The organism is Chitinophaga eiseniae (assembly GCF_900167135.1).
GTDB classification, from domain to species: Bacteria; Bacteroidota; Bacteroidia; order Chitinophagales; family Chitinophagaceae; genus Chitinophaga; species Chitinophaga eiseniae.
In genome coordinates this window covers 2,318,948-2,340,832 of the sequence record NZ_FUWZ01000001.1, presented here as the reverse complement: position 1 = coordinate 2,340,832, position 21,885 = coordinate 2,318,948, and the positions used below count along the sequence as shown (strand labels likewise).

General features: G+C 51.2%; 28 protein-coding genes. 12 read left to right on the top strand and 16 right to left on the bottom strand.

The window, feature by feature from the left end; translation table 11 throughout:
* Position 1: 1 nt before the first annotated feature.
* The gene (locus tag B5D63_RS09440; protein WP_078668448.1) at positions 2-910 is read right to left on the bottom strand and encodes an ABC transporter ATP-binding protein; all 909 of its coding nucleotides are present in this window, start codon (positions 908-910) and stop codon (positions 2-4) included.
* 172 nt (positions 911-1,082) lie between these two features.
* Between B5D63_RS09440 and B5D63_RS09435 the strand changes: the two genes are divergently transcribed.
* Together B5D63_RS09435 and B5D63_RS09430 are read left to right on the top strand one after the other, a co-directional pair.
* The gene (locus B5D63_RS09435; RefSeq protein WP_078668447.1) at positions 1,083-2,408 is read left to right on the top strand and encodes an amidohydrolase family protein; all 1,326 of its coding nucleotides are present in this window, start codon (positions 1,083-1,085) and stop codon (positions 2,406-2,408) included.
* 32 nt (positions 2,409-2,440) lie between these two features.
* The gene (locus B5D63_RS09430; protein WP_078668446.1) at positions 2,441-3,259 is read left to right on the top strand and encodes an SDR family oxidoreductase; all 819 of its coding nucleotides are present in this window, start codon (positions 2,441-2,443) and stop codon (positions 3,257-3,259) included.
* Positions 3,260-3,264: 5 nt separating this feature from the next.
* Here B5D63_RS09430 and B5D63_RS09425 read toward each other — a convergent pair whose 3' ends face one another.
* Both B5D63_RS09425 and B5D63_RS09420 read right to left on the bottom strand, forming a co-directional pair.
* Positions 3,265-3,858, bottom strand: a complete 594-nt coding sequence (locus B5D63_RS09425) for a hypothetical protein (protein ID WP_078668445.1) — start codon at positions 3,856-3,858, stop codon at positions 3,265-3,267.
* A 44-nt stretch (positions 3,859-3,902) separates the two neighbouring features.
* A complete protein-coding gene (locus B5D63_RS09420) occupies positions 3,903-4,784 on the bottom strand; it encodes a protease complex subunit PrcB family protein (protein WP_078668444.1) in 882 nt (293 codons plus the stop codon).
* A 336-nt stretch (positions 4,785-5,120) separates the two neighbouring features.
* Here B5D63_RS09420 and B5D63_RS09415 point away from each other — a divergent pair, with 336 nt between their 5' ends.
* From B5D63_RS09415 to B5D63_RS09400, 4 genes are all read left to right on the top strand, one after another.
* The gene (locus B5D63_RS09415; RefSeq protein ID WP_078668443.1) at positions 5,121-5,345 is read left to right on the top strand and encodes a helix-hairpin-helix domain-containing protein; all 225 of its coding nucleotides are present in this window, start codon (positions 5,121-5,123) and stop codon (positions 5,343-5,345) included.
* A gap of 31 nt (positions 5,346-5,376) precedes the next feature.
* The gene (locus tag B5D63_RS09410; RefSeq protein WP_200816944.1) at positions 5,377-5,874 is read left to right on the top strand and encodes a response regulator transcription factor; all 498 of its coding nucleotides are present in this window, start codon (positions 5,377-5,379) and stop codon (positions 5,872-5,874) included.
* 112 nt (positions 5,875-5,986) lie between these two features.
* Positions 5,987-6,535: a DUF4199 domain-containing protein gene (locus tag B5D63_RS09405; RefSeq protein ID WP_078668441.1), complete on the top strand. Its 549-nt coding sequence runs from the start codon at positions 5,987-5,989 to the stop codon at positions 6,533-6,535.
* A 12-nt stretch (positions 6,536-6,547) separates the two neighbouring features.
* Positions 6,548-6,928: a VOC family protein gene (locus tag B5D63_RS09400; protein WP_078668440.1), complete on the top strand. Its 381-nt coding sequence runs from the start codon at positions 6,548-6,550 to the stop codon at positions 6,926-6,928.
* A gap of 89 nt (positions 6,929-7,017) precedes the next feature.
* On the opposite strand, the gene B5D63_RS09395 is transcribed toward B5D63_RS09400, so the two are convergent.
* Genes B5D63_RS09395 through B5D63_RS09385 form a run of 3 tightly spaced genes read right to left on the bottom strand, consistent with a single transcriptional unit; the run spans position 7,018 to position 9,566 of the window.
* Positions 7,018-7,431, bottom strand: a complete 414-nt coding sequence (locus B5D63_RS09395) for a VOC family protein (RefSeq protein ID WP_078668439.1) — start codon at positions 7,429-7,431, stop codon at positions 7,018-7,020.
* 37 nt (positions 7,432-7,468) lie between these two features.
* The gene (locus tag B5D63_RS09390) at positions 7,469-8,308 is read right to left on the bottom strand and encodes a helix-turn-helix domain-containing protein (protein WP_078668438.1); all 840 of its coding nucleotides are present in this window, start codon (positions 8,306-8,308) and stop codon (positions 7,469-7,471) included.
* A gap of 43 nt (positions 8,309-8,351) precedes the next feature.
* Complete coding sequence (locus B5D63_RS09385) at positions 8,352-9,566, bottom strand: sterol desaturase family protein (RefSeq protein ID WP_078668437.1); 1,215 nt, start codon at positions 9,564-9,566, stop codon at positions 8,352-8,354.
* A gap of 218 nt (positions 9,567-9,784) precedes the next feature.
* Between B5D63_RS09385 and B5D63_RS09380 the strand changes: the two genes are divergently transcribed.
* Positions 9,785-12,232, top strand: coding sequence for a TonB-dependent receptor (locus B5D63_RS09380; RefSeq protein WP_078668436.1), 2,448 nt, complete (start codon positions 9,785-9,787; stop codon positions 12,230-12,232).
* Positions 12,233-12,283: 51 nt separating this feature from the next.
* Here the strand turns inward: B5D63_RS09380 and B5D63_RS09375 are convergent, their stop codons facing one another.
* On the bottom strand, positions 12,284-12,655 hold the full coding sequence (locus B5D63_RS09375) for a DUF4260 domain-containing protein (protein WP_078668435.1): 372 nt from the start codon (positions 12,653-12,655) through the stop codon (positions 12,284-12,286).
* A 52-nt stretch (positions 12,656-12,707) separates the two neighbouring features.
* Between B5D63_RS09375 and B5D63_RS09370 the strand changes: the two genes are divergently transcribed.
* Entirely contained in the window at positions 12,708-13,430 is a 723-nt protein-coding gene (locus B5D63_RS09370) for a DUF92 domain-containing protein (protein WP_078668434.1), read from the top strand.
* A 35-nt stretch (positions 13,431-13,465) separates the two neighbouring features.
* Here B5D63_RS09370 and B5D63_RS09365 read toward each other — a convergent pair whose 3' ends face one another.
* Positions 13,466-14,548 carry a Gfo/Idh/MocA family protein gene (locus B5D63_RS09365; RefSeq protein WP_078668433.1) on the bottom strand — a complete coding sequence of 361 codons (1,083 nt, stop codon included), beginning with the start codon at positions 14,546-14,548 and terminating at the stop codon, positions 13,466-13,468.
* Between the two features lie 117 nt (positions 14,549-14,665).
* Between B5D63_RS09365 and B5D63_RS09360 the strand changes: the two genes are divergently transcribed.
* Positions 14,666-15,097 (top strand): secondary thiamine-phosphate synthase enzyme YjbQ, encoded by a 432-nt coding sequence (locus B5D63_RS09360; RefSeq protein WP_078668432.1) that lies wholly within the window; start codon positions 14,666-14,668, stop codon positions 15,095-15,097.
* A 54-nt stretch (positions 15,098-15,151) separates the two neighbouring features.
* Here the strand turns inward: B5D63_RS09360 and B5D63_RS09355 are convergent, their stop codons facing one another.
* From B5D63_RS09355 to B5D63_RS09330, 6 genes are all read right to left on the bottom strand, one after another.
* Positions 15,152-15,652: an SRPBCC family protein gene (locus tag B5D63_RS09355; RefSeq protein WP_078668431.1), complete on the bottom strand. Its 501-nt coding sequence runs from the start codon at positions 15,650-15,652 to the stop codon at positions 15,152-15,154.
* A 100-nt stretch (positions 15,653-15,752) separates the two neighbouring features.
* Positions 15,753-16,199: a hypothetical protein gene (locus tag B5D63_RS09350; protein ID WP_143312828.1), complete on the bottom strand. Its 447-nt coding sequence runs from the start codon at positions 16,197-16,199 to the stop codon at positions 15,753-15,755.
* A 69-nt stretch (positions 16,200-16,268) separates the two neighbouring features.
* Positions 16,269-16,538, bottom strand: coding sequence for a hypothetical protein (locus B5D63_RS09345; protein ID WP_143312827.1), 270 nt, complete (start codon positions 16,536-16,538; stop codon positions 16,269-16,271).
* Positions 16,517-16,810: a hypothetical protein gene (locus B5D63_RS35270; RefSeq protein ID WP_200816943.1), complete on the bottom strand. Its 294-nt coding sequence runs from the start codon at positions 16,808-16,810 to the stop codon at positions 16,517-16,519. The genes B5D63_RS09345 and B5D63_RS35270 overlap by 22 nt, the downstream gene beginning before the upstream one ends.
* Before the next feature lie 14 nt (positions 16,811-16,824).
* A complete protein-coding gene (locus tag B5D63_RS09335) occupies positions 16,825-17,139 on the bottom strand; it encodes a hypothetical protein (protein ID WP_078668428.1) in 315 nt (104 codons plus the stop codon).
* A 78-nt stretch (positions 17,140-17,217) separates the two neighbouring features.
* Positions 17,218-18,207 (bottom strand): sigma-54 interaction domain-containing protein, encoded by a 990-nt coding sequence (locus B5D63_RS09330; protein ID WP_078668427.1) that lies wholly within the window; start codon positions 18,205-18,207, stop codon positions 17,218-17,220.
* A 476-nt stretch (positions 18,208-18,683) separates the two neighbouring features.
* On the opposite strand from B5D63_RS09330, the gene B5D63_RS09325 reads away from it, so the two are divergent.
* Entirely contained in the window at positions 18,684-19,715 is a 1,032-nt protein-coding gene (locus tag B5D63_RS09325) for a GNAT family N-acetyltransferase (RefSeq protein WP_143312826.1), read from the top strand.
* A gap of 52 nt (positions 19,716-19,767) precedes the next feature.
* Complete coding sequence (locus B5D63_RS09320) at positions 19,768-20,202, top strand: HAD family hydrolase (RefSeq protein WP_200816942.1); 435 nt, start codon at positions 19,768-19,770, stop codon at positions 20,200-20,202.
* A gap of 52 nt (positions 20,203-20,254) precedes the next feature.
* Here B5D63_RS09320 and B5D63_RS09315 read toward each other — a convergent pair whose 3' ends face one another.
* Entirely contained in the window at positions 20,255-20,686 is a 432-nt protein-coding gene (locus B5D63_RS09315) for an acetyltransferase (RefSeq protein WP_078668425.1), read from the bottom strand.
* A 174-nt stretch (positions 20,687-20,860) separates the two neighbouring features.
* Between B5D63_RS09315 and B5D63_RS09305 the strand changes: the two genes are divergently transcribed.
* Positions 20,861-21,499, top strand: a complete 639-nt coding sequence (locus B5D63_RS09305; protein ID WP_078668423.1) for a transposase — start codon at positions 20,861-20,863, stop codon at positions 21,497-21,499.
* A 191-nt stretch (positions 21,500-21,690) separates the two neighbouring features.
* Here B5D63_RS09305 and B5D63_RS34980 read toward each other — a convergent pair whose 3' ends face one another.
* The gene (locus tag B5D63_RS34980) at positions 21,691-21,867 is read right to left on the bottom strand and encodes a hypothetical protein (protein ID WP_159455955.1); all 177 of its coding nucleotides are present in this window, start codon (positions 21,865-21,867) and stop codon (positions 21,691-21,693) included.
* Positions 21,868-21,885: the final 18 nt, after the last annotated feature.

Genomic DNA, 21,885 nt, shown 5'->3' with positions numbered 1-21,885 from the left:
TTCAGGATTGAATGAGGTCCATAAAAATCGTTTCGAGATCGTTTTTTACCGGCTGAATGCCGAATACGCCGATACCGCGCTGCACCAGGTGACTGTTCAGCTCCGCAATGGCCGCCACCGGCAACGCAGGCACCTGTATCCTGCCGGCATCGGCAACAACCTGCACGTTCCGGGCAACCAGCAGCTCCAGCGCCGCCGCATTGTTGGTGGTGTCCAGCAGATAGCCCCTCACCTGCTGCCGCAGCCCCGACAGTTGCTCCAGGCTGCCTTCAAACACCATGCGCCCCTGGCTGATAACACCGATATGGGTGGCCAGCCGCTCTACTTCCGGCAGCAGGTGACTGGAAATCAGAATGCTGGTCCCCTGCTCGCGGTTGATCTTCTTTAGCAACTCGCGCATCTCGATGATACCGTTGGGGTCCAGCCCATTGGTAGGCTCGTCCAGTATCAGCAGTTTCGGACGGTGCAGCATGGCCATGGCCAGCGCCAGCCGCTGCTTCATGCCCAGCGAAAATTGCCCGGCCTTTTTGCTGGCCACCGCCGCCAGTCCCACCGTTTGCAACACCTCCATCATATCAGACTTCGGACATTGATAGATACGCTGCAGCACCAGCAGGTTTTCCACCGCGCTCAGATGCTCGTAGATAGCAGGGCTTTCGATCAGGCAGCCCGTCTGCCGCAGCACCTCCAGGCGATGCTCCCGGAAAGACTGTCCCAGCATACGCACCGCGCCCGTCTGCATACGCAGTAACCCGGTGATCAGGCGAAGCGTTGTCGTTTTGCCGGCACCGTTAGGGCCGAGAAAACCATAGATAGCGCCCTGCGGTACCCGCAACGCTATGTTTCGCAGCACAGGGGTGCCGTCTCTGAACTGGTAAGCCAGATCGGCTACTTCAATACAGTAATCCATACATAAAAAAATGATGACTGTCCAAAAATAGCCGCTCAGTCCGCGTCAGCCAACGGTATTGTGTGATATCCGATGGTTTCTCTGCAAAACCGGTAAAATGTCCTGCAAAATTTTACATGGTAGTTTATGCAGTCTGGGTTATATTTAAGATAGATCTATAAAACCGATGAGGATGACCAACACCTTTTCTGCACTGATGATAACAGCAGCCCTGTTGTCGGGAACAACCGCCACAGCGCAGACGATACTTCTGAAAAACGCCACCGTGATAGACGGTACCGGCAGCCGCCCGCGGCAACATACCGACATTCTGCTACAGGCAGACACTATCGCCGCGGTAGGTCCCCGTTTGAACGCTCCGGGCGCCACAGTGGTGGACCTGAGCGGTAAAACCGTGATGCCGGCGCTGATCAGCGTACATACGCATGTAGGCACCCTCAGGGGTACCACCACCAACGCCGTCAACTATACGCGGGAAAATATACTGCGGCAGCTACAGCAATATGCCAACTATGGCGTGTTACACGTGCTGGCCATGGGTACCGACCGGCCCCTGCTGTTTGACAGTGGCCTGCGCGACTCCTCCGCCACCGGCCAGCTGCCCGGCGCCCGCCTGCATTCCGCCGGCTATGGCTTCGGCGTGCCTGATGCCGCGCCGCCGGCAGACTATGGCATGGACCTCGTCAATCGCCCCGCTACCGTCGCTGACGTGGCCCCGGCCATGGATAAGGTAGCGCAGGTACGCCCCGACGTGATAAAACTATGGGTAGATGATTTTGGCGGACACTTTAAGAAAATGGAACCCGCAGTATACCAGGCAATCATCTCCGAAGCGCATAAACACGGCATCAGGGCAGCTTCGCATCTGTATTACGCAGCAGACGCGCAACAGCTGGCCACTGCCGGCGTGGATATTTTCGCGCACAGCATCCGCGACAAAGACATCGATGAACAGCTGCTGCAAACCATGAAATCGAAAGGCATCGTGTACGTCCCCACGTTGTCGCTCGATGAATACGCCTATATCTACGCACGCCAACCCGAATGGCTACACGACGATTTCTTCAAACGCTCATTAGAGCCGGGCGTATACGAGATGATCACTTCTCCAAAATATCAACAGCAACTGCGGCAGTCTCCCGCTTTTGCCAAAAACAAAACGGCTTTCGAAACAGCGCTGCGCAACCTCCGCCGCATCTACCGCGCCGGCATTATGGTAGCCATGGGCACCGACTCCGGCGCAACGCCCGTGAGAGCACAGGGCTTTTCAGAACACCTGGAACTGGAACTGATGGTACAGGCAGGACTGACGCCGCTGGAAGCTATCAGCGTGGGCACCCGCAACGCCGCCCAGGTGCTGAAACTGCCCAACACCGGCACCATCGCCCCCGGACAGGTGGCCGACCTGCTGGTACTGGCCGGCAGCCCGGAGAAAGACATTAAAAATACCCGCCACATCGTGACGGTCTATAAAGCCGGTAAAAAAATCCGGCCATAAACTTTTCGTACACCCAACAAAAGCAGCCTGATATGACCTTTCAAAACCGCACTATTTTTATTACCGGCGCCAGCAGAGGCATCGGTGAAGCCATCGCCCTGAAACTGGCCGCCGCCGGCGCTAATATCGTGATCGCCGCTAAAAGCACCGAAGAAGATCCCCGCCTGGGCGGCACCATCTTTTCTGTGGCGGAAGCCGTGGAGAAAGCCGGCGGTAAAGCCCTGCCGGTAAAAGTGGATATCCGCGAGGAAGACCAGATACAACAGGCCGTGCAACAGGCAGCTGAAAAATTCGGCGGCATCGACGTGGTCATCAATAACGCTTCGGCCATCCAGTTGACAAACACCGAACAAACACCGGCCAAACGTTTCGACCTGATGTATGATATCAATGTGAGAGGTACCTTCTTAGTTACCCAACATTGTATCCCCTATCTCAAAAAAGGCAACAACCCGCATATCCTCACCCTGTCGCCCCCGGTGAACCTCTCCCCCAAATGGCTGGGACCACACGTGGCATATACCATCAGTAAATACAATATGAGCATGCTCACGCTGGGATGGGCGGAAGAGCTGAAGTCCGCCGGTATTGCCGCCAACTCCCTGTGGCCGGCCACTACCATCGCTACAGCGGCTATCAAGAACCTGCTGGGCGGAGAAGCCCTGATGAAAATAAGCCGCAAACCCGACATCATGGCGGATGCCGCTTTTTATATTCTGGGCAAACCTGCGGCGTCCTGTACAGGAAATAATTTTATTGATGAAGCGGTGTTAAAAGCAGAAGGGATTACAGACCTGGCGCACTACAATGTGACGCCTGGAGGAAAACTGCAGCCGGATTTGTTCCTGTAAGCATATTACCAGCCGGGATAAAAAATGCTGGTGCCTTCTTCGAAATTATCGATGAAGTCTTTCTGAAAATTGTGAGGGGTAGACGCTTCAGCTCCTTTCGCAGGCTGAATGTATCCGTAAGCACGCAGTACATCAGCCTTTAAGAAATACATCCGGTCGTTGGTAAAGTCTTCATAGAACCGGGCATTCATCTGTGCACACTGGTGCCCGTATGTCGCAAAATGCAGCAGCGTCTGGTCGGGATAGACGGTCCGGTATTGGACCAGCTGATAGGTAAAAGTAGCTGTACCATGATGAAGGTCCCGTGTAATAATGGTGGGCGTTGCCGTTAATTGCAGTTCTTTTTCTATTTCGCTGATCATCGGCGCCAGCGATTCCATGGTACCAGTGAGCAACCGGCAGTTGTCATGTATGCCGAACTGTTGTTCGACAACCTGCTGCTGTTGCTCACTGGCTACAATAAAAATGGAGAAAGTATCAGGCGGGACGGACACCTGCACCAGCAGATGCTGATGTTTTTCCAGGAATACTGCCGGCGTATCCGCCTCCGCCAGCTCCTCCAGGGAGAAACTGATCGCGGCCGGTTTACCGGCAGGCATCGCACAAGGTTTAAAATGATACAGGTCCAGTCCCACGCTATTTATTATTTATCTTGCTGTAATACTACTTTATAAGCGCTGCCCACAAAGGTTTCGGCTTTAGGCTCCGTGATCACCTGCATGTACATTTTTCCTTCTTCCGGGTTGGAGAGCTTGTAACGCACGGTAGCAGTGCCTTCGGCGAAGTCGATACCGGTGATGGCGATCTGGTAGCCGGAATTAGGCTGGCTGCCTCTGGACAGTACCACACTGTTTACCTGTGCATTTACCGGGGTAGTCGTTACCGTTACCTCGTTTTGCTGTTGATGTTCTTCCACGCGTTGTTTGTGTTCTTTTACGAATGCAGCGGCTTTTGCCACCATGGCATTGGCTTCTGCGGGTGTAACATAAGCCCGGGGGCGGAAATTATTTCTCTCCAGCTTTACCACGCCGAATTTAATCAGCGCCTGTACAGCGTTGTTGCTTTTGTCTTTGTTAACGAAAGCAGCAGCGTCTCCGATGTTGATCCACATCATGTTCATCGGGTACGGGCCGGTATGCTCCATCGCCTCTTCCAGCGCAAGGGCAAACTGCTCCCGGGTCATCGGTGTATTGAAACGTTGTTTACGGTCCAGCGTAATACCGTTGTTGGCCGCAATAATTACAGACTGGGCGTAAGACGCCTTATTGTCTGCATATTGGCAGTAGTCGGTGGCCTTCGGTTCTTTAATAAACCGGATGTTGTCAATATTGAGGCCCAGCCCTTTTACAATCAGGTCTATACCCTGACCGTAGGTGATCGCTTTGGCCGCTTTGGGCTGATCAGCCCTGTTCATGGCGGTGGCAACGGTTTCCGTAGCGGGGTAAACATTTGCAGCCTGGCTGGCGAGAGTGCTGTGAAGCGTCAGGCAAACCAATGGCAATGCAATAACAGTACGTCTGTTCATGGGAAAATTGAATTTTTCTGGTGTCAAATGTAATTTATTTTATCTTGTATGCAATTGAACAATCATATGTTTCGACCAACAGTTTTTATCATTTTTTGATAAATAATAGCTTAATAGTCAAACTTTAATGGTCCTGCCACTTGTCTGAGGCCGGCAAAAGCAGTACAACGCACAAGGATATTTAAATGTTACTGCGTCTATTACAGGAAACCATAATTTAATACATCCCGGACCACGGAAAAGTTTTGTCGCAGGGAGGCCCCCTGATTGACGGACTTGCCCTGCAGGCTTCACCGATTCTTATTTATTTTAGCGTTTCACCAATTCAACAGCAACATGGTTAAAAAATCTGCGCGCATTCCACACGGCGAACTGCCATCCGGATTATCCCAACCTGCCCTGCGTGCCCTGCATAACGCCGGTTATACCAGCCTGCCACAACTTAAAGCCGTCACCGAATCATTCCTGAAGCGCCTGCATGGTATGGGACCTCACGGCATCGCCGCTATCAAAGCGGCCTTAGCGGAGAAAGGATGGTCACTGGCGCCGGAACAACGCTGACCATCCCTTTTGCGCTAAATATGATAACTTTATGTTGACAGCAAACGAGTTACGCATGAAGTGGCACGCCATCACCAGAAACAGGCAAAACATCCTCTACGGCCTCTCCCTGGCCGTTCTTCTATTTCTCCTGAAATGGCTGGAACTGCGTTTCCTGATTATTCATCATGCCATGGAAATTTATATCGGCATGGTGGCCGTTATTTTTACGGCGCTGGGTGTATGGCTCTCATTGAAACTGGCCCGGCCGAAAGTGCAAACCGTGATCGTGGAAAAACCGGTACCGGTATCTGCGCCGGCGACCTTCTCCATGAACACAGTAGAATTGGACCGGCTCGGCCTTAGCGGCCGGGAACTGGAAGTGCTGCAGCTCATGGCCGATGGTCTCAGTAACCAGGAGATCGCCGGCCGCCTGTTCGTTTCCCTGAACACCATCAAAACCCACGCCTCCCGCGTATTTGAAAAACTGGACGTCAAAAGAAGGACACAAGCCGTGGAAAAAGCTAAACGATTGAGTATCATACCCTAATCATCATCACCCAAAAGCAGGAAAAAGGGAAAACAGTCCAAAATCATCCTAAAGTATGAATGGAAAATGCTGGCAGAACGGCATTTTTGTACTCACTACTAAATCCTGACAGATGAAAAAAAATGTGCTCGTTTTCGGATTGATTTCCGGCGCCATTATCAGCCTGATGATGGTATTTTCTGTATTATGGTGTTATAAAGACCCCGACTTTAAGGGTAACATGGTGCTCGGCTATGCCGGCATGCTGATCGCCTTCTCCTTCATTTTTGTAGGTGTCAAAAACTACCGCGACAAATATAACAACGGTGCGATCACCTTCGGCCAGGCCTTTAAGGTGGGTCTGCTGATAGCACTGATTGCCTCTACGGCCTATGTATTGGTATGGCTGGTCGACTACTACCTGTTTGTTCCCGATTTTATGGACAAATACAACGCCCATATGCTGAAGCAGGCCAAAGAAGCCGGTGCTGACGCCGCTACCCTCAGTAAAAAAATGGCCGAAGCGGAAAGTTTTAAGGAAATGTATAAAAACCCGCTGTTTGTCATCCTCGTCACCTATGCGGAAGTATTGCCTATCGGTCTTGTGATTGCGCTCATCAGCGCCCTGATACTAAAACGCAAAAAAGGCAGCAATACCGCCACCATGATTACTCATTCCTAAATACATATCCATATGATAATTGCCATGACCGGGGTCCACGTAGACGACCCCCTGGAAGCTTTTCGCTTTTACACAGAGGTACTGGGCTTTAAAGAGAAAATCTATATGCCGGAAGCATGGCTGGCGGTGGTGGTCTCTGCTGAAGATCCGGACGGGACCACGCTACTGCTGGAACCATCCACCCACCCGCTGGCCAAAGCCTACCACGAAGGACTATACGCAGCCGGCATACCCGTCATCGTATTGGGCACAGCGGATATCGCAGCAGAATACGAACGGCTGACTGCCAAAGGCGTGGTGTTCCGAAAGTCACCCACGAAAGTCGACTGGGGCATTGAAGCCATCTTTGAAGACGGCTGCGGTAATTTGATTACCCTGGGACAGATTGCCTGATTTCAGGAGATGCGTTCGCACGGTCCCGGTTTACCGAAGCATAAACCTGGGGAACCGGGATCGTGTGAAAACGCGTGACACCACATGCATCAGCAATTCACCATCCATTTAATCCCGTATTTATCGGTTAGGTTACCGTGCCAGTCACCCCAGAACTGTTTAGCGAAAGGTACGCCTACCGTTCCGCCGGCCGACAATGCGTCAAACGCGTGCTGCGCGGTTTGCTCATCCGGGAACGTCAGAGAGAGTGACACATCTCCGCTGTTGCCCTTTGACTCCTTGCCGGGGAAAGTATCGCTGGCGTAGATGGCCAGGTCGTTAAAATGCAGCCTGCTGTGCAGCACCTTGTCTTTATATGCTTCCGGCGCGTTCATATTCGGATTGTCGTAGCGGGTCCATACTTTATAGGCGCCGCCCAGCGCTTTCGCATAAAAACTCATTGCTTCTTCGCAATTGCCCCCAAAACTGAGATAGGGAATCAACTCATATTTTTTTCCTTCCATGACCTGTATTTTTTACGAAGATGATAAAAGCGAAGGACTATAAATTGTACGATTTAGACAGCCGGGCCGCGAGGGCAGGCTGTATCACCTGCACAATGGTATACTGTTCTTCCAGGAAACGGCGCGGGGTAGTGCCGGACAGTTGTTTGAATTCGCGGATAAAATGAGATTGGTCGTAGAAGCCACAACTGTGCGCCACGGCGGTCAGCGATTCATGACGACAGCTGTACATGGCCAGGATGGCTTTGTTGAACCTCCGTATCTTCAGCAGTTCAGAAGGGGTAAGTCCTGCTACCTGGCTGAAACGGCGTTCCATCGCTTTGTACGAGATGCCGAAAGCCTTGCAGGCGTCGGCCACAGAAACATCTTCCCGTTGCAGCATCCAGGCGGTATATTGTTGCAGAAAACGATGAGCGGTATTATCAAATTCCAGGCGTCCCAGGAGAAACCGGTCGGTGAGCAGCACCCGCTGTTCGTCTGTGGTGGCCTCAAACAGCTGTTCTTCGAGTAATGTATAGTCTCTGCCCAGCACATCCGGCAGGCTCCAGAAGTCGTTGGCCAGTAAATGCGCAGGGATGCGGAACAGCGGGTAGGCGCCGCCCAGCCGGAAGCGCACGGAGAACACATGCTGGTGGGCGGTCTGGGAAATCCGCAATGCATGCTGACGGATACCGATTATATGAGATCCCTTTACCGGCTGGCGGGAACCGTTTTTCACACGGGCGTAGTTATCACCAAAATTAAACATCAGCTCAATGGTGCCGTCAGGAATCAACGATTCCTCGTCCCTGAAGGGCGGCCTGTCGGCATCGGCCTTCCAGTAACATTCAACATATGGCGCCAGTTGCGGGTGCGGTGCAAACTCCCTGTAGATCATTCACCGGAGGTTTCTCCAAAAATAATCAAACAGCACAATTTTATCAACGCTTTTCGAGGATGCTTCTGAAGGTGGACATCGTTTCAAACATGTTGTTACGGATGATCGGGTCCGATACCCACCGCGGTACCCGGGCGCTGCGGTTGGTGGTGATCGTATAGGTGATCTGCATGGTGTTACCGGCGGTTTCTTCCATCAGCCATTTGCCCCGGGTGCCGGTAATGCGCGTCACATCGCCGGAAACAGGAAAACGATTGTTCAGCGTGCTTTCGAAGCTGATTTCGCCCGAATGTTGATCCTGCATTTTCAGGCGGAACAGCAGGCAACAGTCCTGGTCTCCGAAGGGCCAGGGGATATTGTACTTGAGGTAGGTGATCCATTCCCGGCCTTCTTCCAAAGGCAGCACCTGGTATGCTTTGGCGCGGGCGTTCCACACCACGCCCTGCTGCTGGTCTGTCAGCAGCCGCGCCACGGAGGGCACATCAGACTGAACGGTAAACACCGCTTTGATCTCCCGCACACTTTCTTCATTACCGGCTGCGATCCATCTTTCGTACAACGAGATGGACTTATCCCTTTTTACCAGGCGGTACTCCCCTTCGGCCTGCTGGTGGGCGAAACCGGCTACAGACAGACTTAACAGCAAACAAAGCGTGAACATGGTCCGGAATACCCGGTCCCATAACGTAGAACTGACCCCGAATCCCAGATCGTCGTTTTTATAGTGATGCAGGTGATGGTTGCGCCAGAGCGGTTTAAGCCATTTGAATGGCGGCGCCCAGGCATGGATGGCGTAGTGCATGCTGCCGTACAACAGGTAACCGGACACAAACCCCGAAAAAAAAGCAAATGCATTGTTTTTTATCAGGAGGTAGAAAATACTGAATAAGAGCGAAGAGATAATGACGCTGGGCACCGGCGGCATAAACAGCCGCTGCCGGTCGCGCGGGTATTCGTGGTGATTGCCGTGCAACGTATATACCACGCGGCGGATGGCCGGCTGGTCGCTGACCCAGTGAAAGATAAACCGGTGCGCCACGTATTCGAAGAGCGTCCAGCCGAACATGGCCCCAAAGTAAGTCAGTATAACGCGGGGCAGTGAATATCCCAGGGTGGCATGGCTGTAATAGAGCATATATCCGATAACGGGCAGGTACATTCCAAAAATCACCGCGGGGTGCGTTTTGGTCAGCATCTCCAGGTAACGGCTCTTAAAAAGCCTCGCCTGCCCCTTGTTATGCACTTTTTCAAATTTCATGATGTGTTTTGTTTATGGACGTTACAAAAATGCAATGTCCCGGCAGCCCGGCCAGCCATTTTTTCTCGAGTTGTCAGATAACCGGGTTGAACTGTCATGGATAATTCCCGAATGCGTAAATATTTTTCCCGATTGGATGGTGCAACTTCTTTTTACTGATAGAATTTTGCGGCCGTGATTGTCAATTTGTCTCCATATATCATCATTATAGCACAACCATGGTCAAGAAATTATCAGCATTATTGTTAATGCTCTTCAGCCTGATAGCCGGAGTGAGCGCCCAGAGCGGCACCGGAGGGATTAAAGGAAATATTGTCACCAGTGAAGGAGAAGCGGCCGCTTTCGTGAGCGTACGCATCGAACAGCACAGCAGAGGCACCGTTACAGACGGGAAAGGCGACTTCGCTTTTCGCCGCCTGGAGCCCGGAACATATGTATTGCAGGTATCCCTGCTGGGATACGAGCCTATGGCTGAGACGGTAACGGTAACGGCTAACCACACCACCACCGTGAAGCTGCACCTGCAGGTGTCTAAAACACAACTGTCGGAAGTAACCGTGATAGGCGGCCAAAACAAGCTGGCCAACAAGGAAAGTGACTATATCGCGCGGCTGCCCATCAAAAACCTGGAAAATCCGCAGGTATACAACGTGATAGGCAAAGAACTGATGAAAGAACAGGTGATCACCAGCTTCGATGATGCGCTGAAAAACGCACCGGGCGTGACCCGCCTGTGGTCTTCCACCGGCCGCGGCGGCGACGGCGCAGGTTATTTCACCATGCGCGGCTTCGCGGTGCAACCCACCATGGTCAACGGTATCGCCGGCATCTCCAACGGCAGCCCCGATCCGGCGGATATTGAACGTGTTGAAACCATCAAAGGCCCTTCCGGCACCCTGTTCGGCAGCAGCCTCGTTTCTTTCGGCGGCCTGATCAACATCGTTACCAAAAAGCCTTACGATGCGTTCGGCGGCGAAATCAGCTATACCGGCGGCACCTATGGCCTCAACCGCGTAACGGCAGACCTCAACACCCCGCTGAACAAGGATAAATCCGTTATCCTGCGTACCAACGCCGCTTATCACTCAGAAGGCAGCTTCCAGGACGCAGGCTTCAAACGTTCCTGGTTCCTGGCCCCCAGCCTCTCCTACCGCGTGAACGACCGCCTGTCGTTCCTCGTGAACACAGAATTCTACAGCGGAGAAAGCACCAATCCCACCATGATATTTCTGAACCGCCGCCGTCAGCTGATTGCCAGGACACCGGACCAGCTGGGCATCGACTTCACCCGGTCTTTCACCAGCAATGATATTACTATCAAAACACCGTCCGTGAACCTCTTTGGTCAGGCCAACTACAAACTGTCAGACAAATGGACTTCCCAGACGACAGTTTCCAGGAGCACCCGCCGCAGCGAGGGCTACTACTCCTACGTGATGTTCCTCGATGAGGGCGGTACAAGGGACAACCCAATGCCTGCCAACGATACGCTGATCAGCCGCTATCTGACCCATCAGCACTCCATCACCACTGCCACCGACGTTCAACAGAATTTTATCGGCGATTTCAACATCGGCAGCCTGCGCAACCGCCTCGTGGCCGGACTGGACTTCCTGAGCCAATTCACCGAAAACGACAACTCACCCTATATCCGCTTCGACCTCATTAATACCGTGAATCCGAAAGACCCGCGCTACTCGCAGCTCAATAGGGCCGCTGTAGACGCCCGGCTGGCACAGGTAACGAGCGGACAGGTCAAAAATGCCACCACCAACTATACTTACAGCGCCTACGTTTCTGATGTGTTAAATATCACCGATCAGCTGATCGCTATGGCCAGCGTACGGGTAGACCATTTCGTTACCAAACCCACCAAAAACTACGTGACAGGTGAGAAAGGCAAAGATGATTTCAGCCAGACCTCCGTCTCCCCGAAATTTGGTTTGATCTACCAGGTAGTGAAAGATAAAGTGAGCCTGTTTGCCAACTATATGAACGGCTTCAAAAACGCAGCCCCCGTCACCCAGTCGCTGCCAGAGTATAGCGGCGTACTGAAACCGCAGCAGGCCAACCAGTTTGAAGGCGGTGTGAAACTGAATGTGCTTAACGACAAACTGAGCATGAGCGCCAGCTACTATAATATTCTCGTGACCAATATGACCCGCAGCATTGACGTGGAAAAAGGCGGCAACCACTATAACATTACGGTACAGGATGGTTCCCAGCGCAGCAAGGGCGTGGAAGTGGACCTGATCGCCAATCCCCTGCCGGGATTAAATATTGTGGCCGGATATGGTTATAATGACAGTAAAATGGAGAAGTCCGACTCCGGCATATTGGGCCGTCGCCCTGTCAGCGCGGGCCCTGAGCATGTGGCCAACTGGTGGATCAGCTATACCGCTACCAGCGGTAAACTGCACGGCCTCGGTCTTGGCTTTGGTGGCAACTACGGCAGTGAAAACATGATCACCAACTCAAAAGCTACCGGTGTGTTCACGCTGCCTTCGTATACGGTATTGAACGCTGGTGTTTTCTACCAGGTGAACGCCTATCGCCTTGCGCTGAAGATGGATAACATCACTGACAAAGCGTACTATGGCGGATGGACGACTGTTGAGAGAATGATGCCCCGTCGCTTCTCTGCCAGTGTGGCCTTCAAATTTTAAACCTTACAATCAATTCCAATAACGGCCGGTGTGTTTTCACACCGGCTTTTTTTATGATTTTCGTTTAGCCGTGCGGCCAATTTCTCCCAGATGCGTGTCTTTAAAGCCGGACATATATTTCAGGCCGTAACCAAAGACGCGGTCCATACAGGAGTGTGCAAACAGGATAATTCCCGTAAACGCCAGCCATTCAAATCCCAACAGGTGGCCGGCGAGGTACACCAGCAGGGCGATTCCTTTATGGTGGAAGAAATTGTACACCACAGCGCCCACTTTGTTGCCCGCAGCATAACCGATCATGCTGATGTCCGGTAGCAGCAGGCAGGCAGGAAACACCCACCAGGCATAGGATATCCGTACATTAAAAAGAATGATGGCCATAAGGAACATGGCAATTTCTTCCAGATTCAACAACGTTTTCATATAAAATTTTCAGGCAGCAAAAGTAATTAATTAGTTTTGCTGACCTCGATTTATGAATACAACATTTCAGCATTACGGCCTCTTTGTGTTGTTGCTGGCCGGCTTTATGGCGGTCTGCATCCGGACCGGCAAACTATCCGTTTCCGCGGCCATGGCGGCCGGTCTTACCGGGCTGCTGGTCTTTTTCGGCGCGGGTTATCCCGGCATCGCCCTGCTGGGCACTTTCTTCGTGCTGGGCACCCTGGCCACTTCCCATAAAAAGAATATTAAAGCCGCCATTACCGCCGACGGGGCGCATCCTGAAAAGCGGAAAGCCGGCCAGGTATTTGCCAACGGCGGCGCTGCCGCCCTTATGGCATTGCTGATGCTGGCCGATCCTGTGCGCAGGGAATTATATGGCCTTATGCTGGCGGGCAGCCTGGCTTCCGCTACCGCCGATACGTTATCATCCGAACTGGGCACGGTATACGGCCGCCGCTTTTTCAATATCCTCACTTTCAGAAAAGAGGCCAGGGGGCTGGATGGCGTGGTAAGCCTGGAGGGCACGCTGCTGGGAGCTGCCGGCGCAGGTGTGATTGCCGGCGTGTATGCGTTGGCCGCAGGGTTCGACCGGCGTATAGCCTATATCGTGATAGCCGGGGTGCTGGGCAACCTGATGGATTCAGTACTGGGAGCAGCGTTGGAGCGGAAACACTACATCGGCAATGATGCGGTCAATTTTAGCAATACGTTGTTTGCGGCGTTGGTAGCCGGTGTATGCGGCTGGTGGTGGTAAAGAAAAAGCCCGCACAGTGGCGGGCTTCTGTCAGTTTATAAGGTAACGATCTTTCCGGTACGGACAGACTCATCGCAGGCAAAGGCGATGCGCAGGCTGTTCACGGCATCCAGCACATGGTCCGTCAGGTCGATGTTTTCGCGGATAGCCTTCAGGAAGTAACGTTGCTCCCGGTTGCACAGCTCCTGGTGGTCCGGTTCATCTTCCATATTGATCCAGGTATCTTCTTTCGCAAATTCTCCTTTATCGTTCAGTGTGGCATGATGCAGTCGCAGGGATTCTGTTTTCGTATGTGCCTCGATGTTATCTGAGTTACCCGCTTTGCCGGACTCTTTTGCTACGATAGACACGCAGCCCTGCGGGCCGATCACGTCCTTCACGAAGAACGCCGTTTCGCTGATCATAGGTCCCCAGCCTGCTTCGTACCAGCCTACGGAGCCGTCTTCAAAGCGGATCTGTAACTGACCGTAGTTGTAGTTATCTGCCGGGATATCGTTGGACAGCCGCGCGCCGATAGCGCTCACCTGCACCGGCTTGGAGCGGGTCATCTGGCACATCACATCAATGTAATGCACGCCGCAATCCACGATGGGGCTAAGGCTTTGCAGCAGGTTGCGGTGCACGCCCCATTTGCTGCCGGAGCTCTGCTGGTTGAGGTTCATGCGCATTACCAGCGGTTTTCCCAGCTGGTGGGCGATCTCCACGAAACGTTCCCAGGAAGGGTGATGACGCAGGATGTAGCCTACCACCAGTTTTTTACCAGCCTTTTGAGCAGCTGCAGCCACCCTTTCAGCACCGGCTACGGAGTCTGCCAGCGGTTTTTCTATGAACACGTGACAACCGCTTTCCAGCGCTTTGATCGCATAACTTTCGTGTGTATCGGGATAGGTGGAGATGCAGACGGCATCCGGCCGGGTGGCCGCCAACGCCTCTTCATAGTTACTGTACAGCGTGTACCCGCCGCCCAGTTTATCATTTAATACCTGCTTGCTGGAGCCGGTAGATACAATACCACATATGTCAAAGCCGTCCAGGGTGTGATAAGCTACGGCATGGGAGGTGCCCATATTGCCACAGCCTACAACGAGCACCCGTAACGGTTGTACGTTTTCTGCCATGAGATAAATTCCGGTTTAGTTTTTCATCAATCCCGGTAAGATACAGTGCAATACAGTGATTTACAAGTAGAATTTTATGCCGGATGGAAATGTTACTTTTGCAGAAACAACAACAGCATGGAGATTTTTCAGCAGGCATTGCGGCTAAAAGCCCGTCCCAGGGGGTTTCATCTGATCACGCACGAAGTAGTGCAGGCTTTTCCGCAGATAAGAACGTTGCAGTCCGGCATGTTGCAGGTATTTATCCAGCACACCTCCGCCGGCCTCACGATCAATGAAAATGCAGACCCGACAGTGCGGGTGGATTTTGAAACGTATTTCAACAAAGCCGTTCCGGAAAACGACCCTGACTATGAGCACAATGATGAAGGTCCGGACGATATGCCCGCCCATCTGAAGTCCTCCCTGCTGGGCTGTTCGGTGACGATCCCCATCTATAACGGCAGGCTGGCGCTGGGCACCTGGCAGGGCATCTACCTCTGCGAACACCGTGACCACGGCGGTCCCCGCAACCTGGTGCTGACCGCATGGGGCAAAACGATGTCGTGACTTTATTACAAGAGAAGTCAACGTAACTCCTTTCCCGGAAAGGTAAAAGACACCTTATTTTCCCTGCGGAAAACGATCACCCACCAGGTTGAGCTCAATATGATGTTCGAGATAAGCTTTCAGTCCGGCTAACACCCAGCAGAAGCCGCCGGTGGAGTCCAGCGCCTTCTGTTGTACCGTCTGGGCATCACCGGTAAAACCGTCATTCACCACCTCCACGAAAGTCGCGCCGTCTCCATACGGGGTAAACGTCCATACCACACGGGTGGCGTTCTCCGGGGCTTTCCGATGGCCGCCTTTCACGTCGTAACTGTCATACCAGCGGATCTCTATCCGCTTGTTGGGATCAATAGCGATAGTGTCCACGGCGCTGCTTACATTATACATTTCCCAGGACCAGACCACTTCTTTACCGACCTCGAGTTTACCTGTGCTTTTGGTAAACCAGAACCGGGTGGTGACAGCCGGGTCAATAAATGCATTAAACACTTCCGCTGCGGGTCTCCGGACCAGCATGCCGCTTTGTGCGATCGCCGGTTGAGGTGTGTTTGCCATAGTCATGCTTTTTTATGTAAGACAATAAAAAAATGCGTAATCGATCGGTTACAAATATAAATTATTAAACCAATCGGTTACGCATTTTTTTTGATAAAAATTAATGGAAGTAGATATCAACGTAGTCTACCACATTATTTCCTTCGCAGTTGTCCATCTCCTGCAGCCTCCAGTATTTTCTGGCGCCTTTGGCCAGGAAGTGGTAGGTGCCGGTTTTTTCGCACACCTTGCCGCCATTGACATTGCTGTATTGGGTGCGAATGGTACCGTTAAATGTCAGTTCTCTGGGAGCGTCCACGGTAAGCGTTCCATCGATGGTCACAAAATCGCCGGTCTGCTCATCGCGTTGTTCCCCTTTTACCGTATAGGTAGCGTCTTTTTGTTTTTTGATTATCACTTCACCGGGGCGGTCCCAGCTAATCCACTGCAGGGTGAAGCTATGTTTGCCTTCACGGATCGTTTTGCCTGCCGGCTGCTGGGCATAGGTGGCATATCCGGTAAAAAGAGCGGCGGTCAACAGCCAGGCAGTGATTAATTTCTTCATCATACGTACAATGTATTGGTTAAAAACAGTGCCTCAAATATAAGTGCATTACCGTCTCCCGCCAAACCGCTTCTACCGGCTGATGGTTTCCAGCAGATCGGCCAGTGCTGCAGGCTTGGTGACCATGGCGTCATGTCCTGTTTTTATCTCGTCATATTTCCATTGGGGAGATTGTTTTGCTTTAGCAGCAAATACTCTCATTACCGGCAGCTGTGGCTGCGTACAGGCGATGTAGATAAGCGGCAGGCCGTTGCCGTAGGGATGATGCACGGCCAGTGGCTGGGCGAAGGTGCGGTAGGGCCGCAAGGCAAGGCGGGCATCTACCCATTGCTGATCCTGCACATCGCTAACGCCAAACAGGCTGGAAGGCTGTACTGACAGGCATAGCTGAGCCCTACCAGCACCACATCGTGCAGGTCTTCCATATAGAGCAGGTTAACGATATCAGTGATGTGGGTATTGAGATCGATGATTGCGCTATGAGAGACACCTGCACCAGCAGGAATACGGTGATCAACCTGATAAACTTTGATTGCATGGAAAAATAATTTTCCTGCAAGGTTAAAAAGACCCGTTATCAACATCCCAAGGTGAGTATGCGAAAGCACTTCCATGGCCGCCATGCGGGTTAACGCTGATAACGCAGTTCAAAGTTCTCTAAAAAAAAGAACGTCATGCCAACTGCCGGCTGATGTTCTTCCGGATGGTCGATCTGGCAATGAACGATGTCAGTGTCGTCATCGTCCTGACAAAGACGCAGCGCAATCGTTTGCTTCCCTATCAGGGAGTAGTCAAACCAAAGATTATTATCGAGGGAAGTCAGGGTTAGTCCATAAGAGATCGCCTCCTGGTCAGACGTGTCAAAAGCGTATTGACAGATATGGGACAACGCCGGTAGTAAAGCCGGCAAACGATCTTTCCAGATCCAGTTACAGGTGGTCATACGACAACGGGTATATTTAATTTACGGCTTAAATATACGGCTGCAACAGGTAATATTTTGGGAGAAAAGCGTTTGGTGTTAATTGTTGTTCGTATGCTGCCGGGTGATGCCCAGCTTTTTCATTCTTGCTTCCAGGGTGGTTGGTTTAATCTGTAGAATGGCCGCAGCGCCGTTTTCTCCGCGGATGCGTCCATTGCAGTGTTTCAGTACACGGATGATCAGTTGTCTTTCTGCTTCCGCGAGGCTGGTAATCGGAGGGCTGGAATCGGTGTCCCTGGCTTTTTCCGGCGGGGGCAGTTCCACATAAATCACCGGTGCGTTGCTGATGATGACGGCTCTTTCCACCAGGTGCTGCAGTTCGCGGATATTGCCGGGCCATTGATAGCGGAGCATCGCTTCCATAGAACGTTGACTGATCGTCGCTACCGGTTTGCGGAAATGTTGGGAAGCATTTTCCACAAAGTATTTCGCCAGCAGAGGGATGTCTTCTTTCCGTTCCCGCAGGGGTGGCAGGTGAATCGGAAATACATTGAGCCGGTAGTAGAGATCATGGCGGAAGCGGCCCGACTGGCATTCTGCTTCCAGTATACGGTTGGTGGCGGCAATCACCCGCACGTCCGTTTTAACGGTAGTGCCGCCTATTCTTTCTATTTCTTTTTCCTGTAATACCCGCAGCAGTTTAGGCTGTTGTTCCAGCGGCAGCTCTCCTATTTCATCGAGGAAGATAGTACTTTGATGCGCCAGCTCAAATTTACCTGCGCGGCGTTGCAGTGCGCCGGTAAAGGCGCCTTTCTCATGACCAAACAATTCAGATTCTATCAGCTGCGGCGGTAATGCGGCGCAATTTACTTTCACCATGGGCCGCGCCCTGCGGGCGGACCACTCATGAATGGCCTGCGCAATAACTTCTTTGCCGGTACCCGTTTCCCCGGTAAGCAATACGGTAGCATCCGTATTGGCCACCTGCCGTACCTGTTGTATGACAGCCTGCAGCGCAGGGCCTCCTATCAGGGGTCCGTATGACGTAGATAAATAAGCAGCATCCTTTCGGGTATGTTCACTCTTCATTACACTATCGGGTCAGTGAGTTGCGTCCACAGCAACTCCGGTTAACAATATCCAACATTTCGTATATCCATTTGGGTAACTCCAAAATATTGGACGGGACCATGGTACAATTTACTTCGTAAGTGATTGGTTAACAGAAATTTACCCACATGGCATAGTCATTGAATTCCGGATGGAAATTTTTTTAACCCGGAAAAATTTACAGTTCACCTGTAAAAACAAAACTGAAGCCCAAACAACCACATATGTAAATAAGCAATAGCAGATTTCAGCGATAGTAACAGGTAAAGACTTTTACATCAATAGTAGGCTGCATTATACAAAAAAGATACCAGTTGGTGTCTAAGGAGTTGTGCTGTGTGTCCGCATCAAAACACCCGTACGGATTCCTGCCTTATTATATCAAACCCGCTGAGAAAAGCCATATCGCCCAACACATAGCCATCAAAAATATATGTTTAAAAACCTCATTTGTTATGCCTTACTTTACAGTTGAGATTACCGAGAAAGAACAGTGGAACCAGGTTATCCATGCAGCCCACACGCACGACTTTTACCATACTTGGTATTATCATCAGTTGTCTGCGGCAGACAGCAACCCTTTTTTATTTGTCTTTGAAAAAGACGGACATTTTATTGCAGTACCGCTGCTGAAGCGGAATATAGAAGACACCAATTATTTCGATTGCACCTCTGTTTACGGATATGCGGGGCCGTTGTCCAGCATCGATTTTCGTGACATGCCACCGTTGCTCCTGCAGCAGTTTTCGCAGGCCTTCCTCCAGTTTTTGAAAAAGAAAAAAATAGTGAGTGTGTTCACAAGGCTGCATCCGTTGATCCATCAGCACTTTCAGCCGGGGAAAACCGGTGGTTTGTATGACAACGGAAAAACAGTAGTGATAGACCTCACCCCTTCCATTGCAGAACAGCGCCAGCAATACCGCAAGGCATTCCGTTCTAAAATCAATCAGCTGCGGAATAAAGGCTACAAAGTACGACAGGGGGTCAGTGAAGAAGACATCGCATCATTTGCAGCGATCTATTTGCAGAATATGCAACGGCTGGGGGCGAGCGCTAACTATCATTTCGACAAAAACTATTTCAGCCAGTTGTTACAGGCCAGCGACTTCCAAAGTTATATCCTGCTGGCATCCTATGAAGGATGTGATACAGCAGGTGTTTTTGTTACCTGTTGCAACAACATGATGCAGTTACACCTCGCGGCTACCCATGAGGACTTTATTCACGATTCCCCCATGCGGTTACTGGTGGAAGAAGCCAGTATTTTCGGGCAGTCCAAAGGGATGCAATATCTGCACCTCGGCGGCGGCGTAGGCGGGCAACAGGATTCATTATTTAATTTTAAGGCCGGCTTTTCCGATCAGCACCTGGACTTCAAAACCTGGCGACTGATCGCCGATACCGCCACCTATAAAGCCCTGACACTAAAAAAGGCGCCCACACCGGTTATGACAGACCTGCCTTTTCCTATCTATCGCTTTCTCTAGTTATAGTTGATAAAAAATTTTACCATATCTTTTTTTAAAACCTTCATAACGTATGCATTCCAACATCACTATAGCAATTGACTTTGACGGTACCTGCGCCTATCATCGCTTTCCGATGATAGGGGAAGAAATTCCACACTGTATCACTGTGTTACAAAGACTGCAACAACAAGGGGTAAAGCTTATCCTCAACACCATGCGGTCCGGCCGGCATCTGAAAGACGCCGTGAAATGGCTTAATGGCAGAGGTATCACCCTCTACGGTGAAAACAGGAACCCGCTGCAGCGCCGGTGGACCGGCAGTCCCAAAGTACAGGCTGACTTTTACATAGACGATGCAGCCCTCGGCTGCCCCGTAGAAGAAGATATTTTCGGAAGAGTTTCTGTCAACTGGTATAAAATGGAAACCCTTTTGGAAGCGCGGCAGGTACTTCCTGCCCGCAATCGGGCCAAAGAAAAAGTCTGGCCACTGCTGCCAGCGAAGTAAGCATAGCTGTTCTTAAGTCAAAAAAGCCTGCGCTCACGCAGGCTTCTTTATTTTAACGTTCCATATGCAATATCGGGTAGGGCTTGCCCATTCCGTCTTTCTCAGAGCGACCGCTGACTTTAAAGCCCATCTGCTCATAAAAACCTACCGCCTGACTGTTTTGCTCGTTCACGTCCACTTTACGGATACCTAGTGCTGTGAGGGCGTAATGCATAAGCTGCTTCCCTACTCCTTTTTCCCGCGACGCATCATCAACAAACAACATCTCCAGGGAGTCGGCATGAACACCGAGGAAAGCCAGTGACCGCCCCTCATCATTCAATAACAGATAAGTATCTACCTGTGGGAAAAAAGCCTCCGCCAGGAGCCCCTTGATATGCTCAAAATCTTCCTGTGTTAAGAAATCATGAGTAGCCTTCACGGCAGATTCCCATATCCTTACCATTTCCGGGTAATCGTTAGCTGTTGCTCTTCTTATTTTCATAATCCCATCTGTTTAGTGCGGACAACAATTTCGCCTTTTCCGGGATTTTCACCAAATGTCCCGATTGGGCGATAATGTTCTTCTTTCTGTGAATTGTACCAAATACCCAACGATCAGTATCATAAATCCCAATTACCGCCGGGTTAATTTTGTACTTAATTAATTCCTGCAACAATGACTACAAGTGTAATCTTCTTCGGCATCATGGCAGCCCTGGGCTATATCGTTTTACAATCCCTGTTTATATTGGGTGTACGGATAGCAGCGAAAGGCGCAGTAGAGAAATTGCCCAACGGAAAGGACAAGGACAGCGAAATGATTTTGTTCCCGCTTTTCAAGTATCTCACCCGTACAGAACGGATCAAAATTTACTACAGCGGCGAACAGTTTGACCAGCTGGCAGATAAACTCAGCGTACTGATGCCGGAATACCAGTTGCGAATACACGAAAACAGCATCCTGCTTCCTTTGGATGACGCTTCCAGGGTCCCTGTACTGAAAGAGTTGAATCATGTTCTCCCAAAAATCGACGGGAAAATACAGGTAGCGGTAACGGACAACGGTGTACGTTTTTTTAAGATCGACGAGGTATTCAAGGTAAACAAGTACCTGCGTAAGCCGGTGATCCAGTGTCCTATCTGTATGGCTTCGTACTGGAGCGTTTTCAGCTACTGGATTCCCGTGATTTATTTTTATGGCTTTAGCTTCTGGGTGGTATATGCCGGTGTGGTCAACATCTGCGCGGTAGCCTGTATGAACTGGCTGTTATGGATGCGGGGCTCTGCCTACGAATCACAGATTATGAAAGGATAACAGGCTGTTCTGCACCCTGTATTGCCGGCATAGCTCCTCCATTTTCTGCGAGAAAGCCCGCCGGTAATACGCCGGCATTTGCGGACCGTCCGCAAAAAAACGATGATATTTTTCCAGCAGATGAGGATAGTGTCTGGCAACGGCTTTCAATACCAGGGTTTTACTGTCTGCCGGTCCTTCACCGAATAATGTCAGCGTAGCGGGGAATATATAAGCCGCACCGGCTGCCTTATCGGAAACCTTACTTTTTTCTTTAGCAGGCTATCATGCAGCGTGGTCACAAAGGCTTCCCGGCCGCTATGTCGCAAGGTATGCAGGGTTGCTGACACCAGGTGTTTGATAGTGGCCTTGCTACTGATACTTTCCATATCTAAAGATTGCTCCGG

Bases quoted from the DNA above. Each gene is read 5' to 3' on its own strand.
- B5D63_RS09440 (WP_078668448.1), bottom strand. From the start codon at position 910: ATGGATTACTGTATTGAAGTAGCCGATCTGGCTTACCAGTTCAGAGAC.
- B5D63_RS09435 (WP_078668447.1), top strand. From the start codon at position 1,083: ATGACCAACACCTTTTCTGCACTGATGATAACAGCAGCCCTGTTGTCG.
- B5D63_RS09430 (WP_078668446.1), top strand. From the start codon at position 2,441: ATGACCTTTCAAAACCGCACTATTTTTATTACCGGCGCCAGCAGAGGC.
- B5D63_RS09425 (WP_078668445.1), bottom strand. From the start codon at position 3,858: ATGCCTGCCGGTAAACCGGCCGCGATCAGTTTCTCCCTGGAGGAGCTG.
- B5D63_RS09420 (WP_078668444.1), bottom strand. From the start codon at position 4,784: ATGAACAGACGTACTGTTATTGCATTGCCATTGGTTTGCCTGACGCTT.
- B5D63_RS09415 (WP_078668443.1), top strand. From the start codon at position 5,121: ATGGTTAAAAAATCTGCGCGCATTCCACACGGCGAACTGCCATCCGGA.
- B5D63_RS09410 (WP_200816944.1), top strand. From the start codon at position 5,377: ATGTTGACAGCAAACGAGTTACGCATGAAGTGGCACGCCATCACCAGA.
- B5D63_RS09405 (WP_078668441.1), top strand. From the start codon at position 5,987: ATGAAAAAAAATGTGCTCGTTTTCGGATTGATTTCCGGCGCCATTATC.
- B5D63_RS09400 (WP_078668440.1), top strand. From the start codon at position 6,548: ATGATAATTGCCATGACCGGGGTCCACGTAGACGACCCCCTGGAAGCT.
- B5D63_RS09395 (WP_078668439.1), bottom strand. From the start codon at position 7,431: ATGGAAGGAAAAAAATATGAGTTGATTCCCTATCTCAGTTTTGGGGGC.
- B5D63_RS09390 (WP_078668438.1), bottom strand. From the start codon at position 8,308: ATGATCTACAGGGAGTTTGCACCGCACCCGCAACTGGCGCCATATGTT.
- B5D63_RS09385 (WP_078668437.1), bottom strand. From the start codon at position 9,566: ATGAAATTTGAAAAAGTGCATAACAAGGGGCAGGCGAGGCTTTTTAAG.
- B5D63_RS09380 (WP_078668436.1), top strand. From the start codon at position 9,785: ATGGTCAAGAAATTATCAGCATTATTGTTAATGCTCTTCAGCCTGATA.
- B5D63_RS09375 (WP_078668435.1), bottom strand. From the start codon at position 12,655: ATGAAAACGTTGTTGAATCTGGAAGAAATTGCCATGTTCCTTATGGCC.
- B5D63_RS09370 (WP_078668434.1), top strand. From the start codon at position 12,708: ATGAATACAACATTTCAGCATTACGGCCTCTTTGTGTTGTTGCTGGCC.
- B5D63_RS09365 (WP_078668433.1), bottom strand. From the start codon at position 14,548: ATGGCAGAAAACGTACAACCGTTACGGGTGCTCGTTGTAGGCTGTGGC.
- B5D63_RS09360 (WP_078668432.1), top strand. From the start codon at position 14,666: ATGGAGATTTTTCAGCAGGCATTGCGGCTAAAAGCCCGTCCCAGGGGG.
- B5D63_RS09355 (WP_078668431.1), bottom strand. From the start codon at position 15,652: ATGGCAAACACACCTCAACCGGCGATCGCACAAAGCGGCATGCTGGTC.
- B5D63_RS09350 (WP_143312828.1), bottom strand. From the start codon at position 16,199: ATGATGAAGAAATTAATCACTGCCTGGCTGTTGACCGCCGCTCTTTTT.
- B5D63_RS35270 (WP_200816943.1), bottom strand. From the start codon at position 16,810: ATGGAAGTGCTTTCGCATACTCACCTTGGGATGTTGATAACGGGTCTT.
- B5D63_RS09335 (WP_078668428.1), bottom strand. From the start codon at position 17,139: ATGACCACCTGTAACTGGATCTGGAAAGATCGTTTGCCGGCTTTACTA.
- B5D63_RS09330 (WP_078668427.1), bottom strand. From the start codon at position 18,207: ATGAAGAGTGAACATACCCGAAAGGATGCTGCTTATTTATCTACGTCA.
- B5D63_RS09325 (WP_143312826.1), top strand. From the start codon at position 18,684: ATGCCTTACTTTACAGTTGAGATTACCGAGAAAGAACAGTGGAACCAG.
- B5D63_RS09320 (WP_200816942.1), top strand. From the start codon at position 19,768: ATGCATTCCAACATCACTATAGCAATTGACTTTGACGGTACCTGCGCC.
- B5D63_RS09315 (WP_078668425.1), bottom strand. From the start codon at position 20,686: ATGAAAATAAGAAGAGCAACAGCTAACGATTACCCGGAAATGGTAAGG.
- B5D63_RS09305 (WP_078668423.1), top strand. From the start codon at position 20,861: ATGACTACAAGTGTAATCTTCTTCGGCATCATGGCAGCCCTGGGCTAT.
- B5D63_RS34980 (WP_159455955.1), bottom strand. From the start codon at position 21,867: ATGGAAAGTATCAGTAGCAAGGCCACTATCAAACACCTGGTGTCAGCA.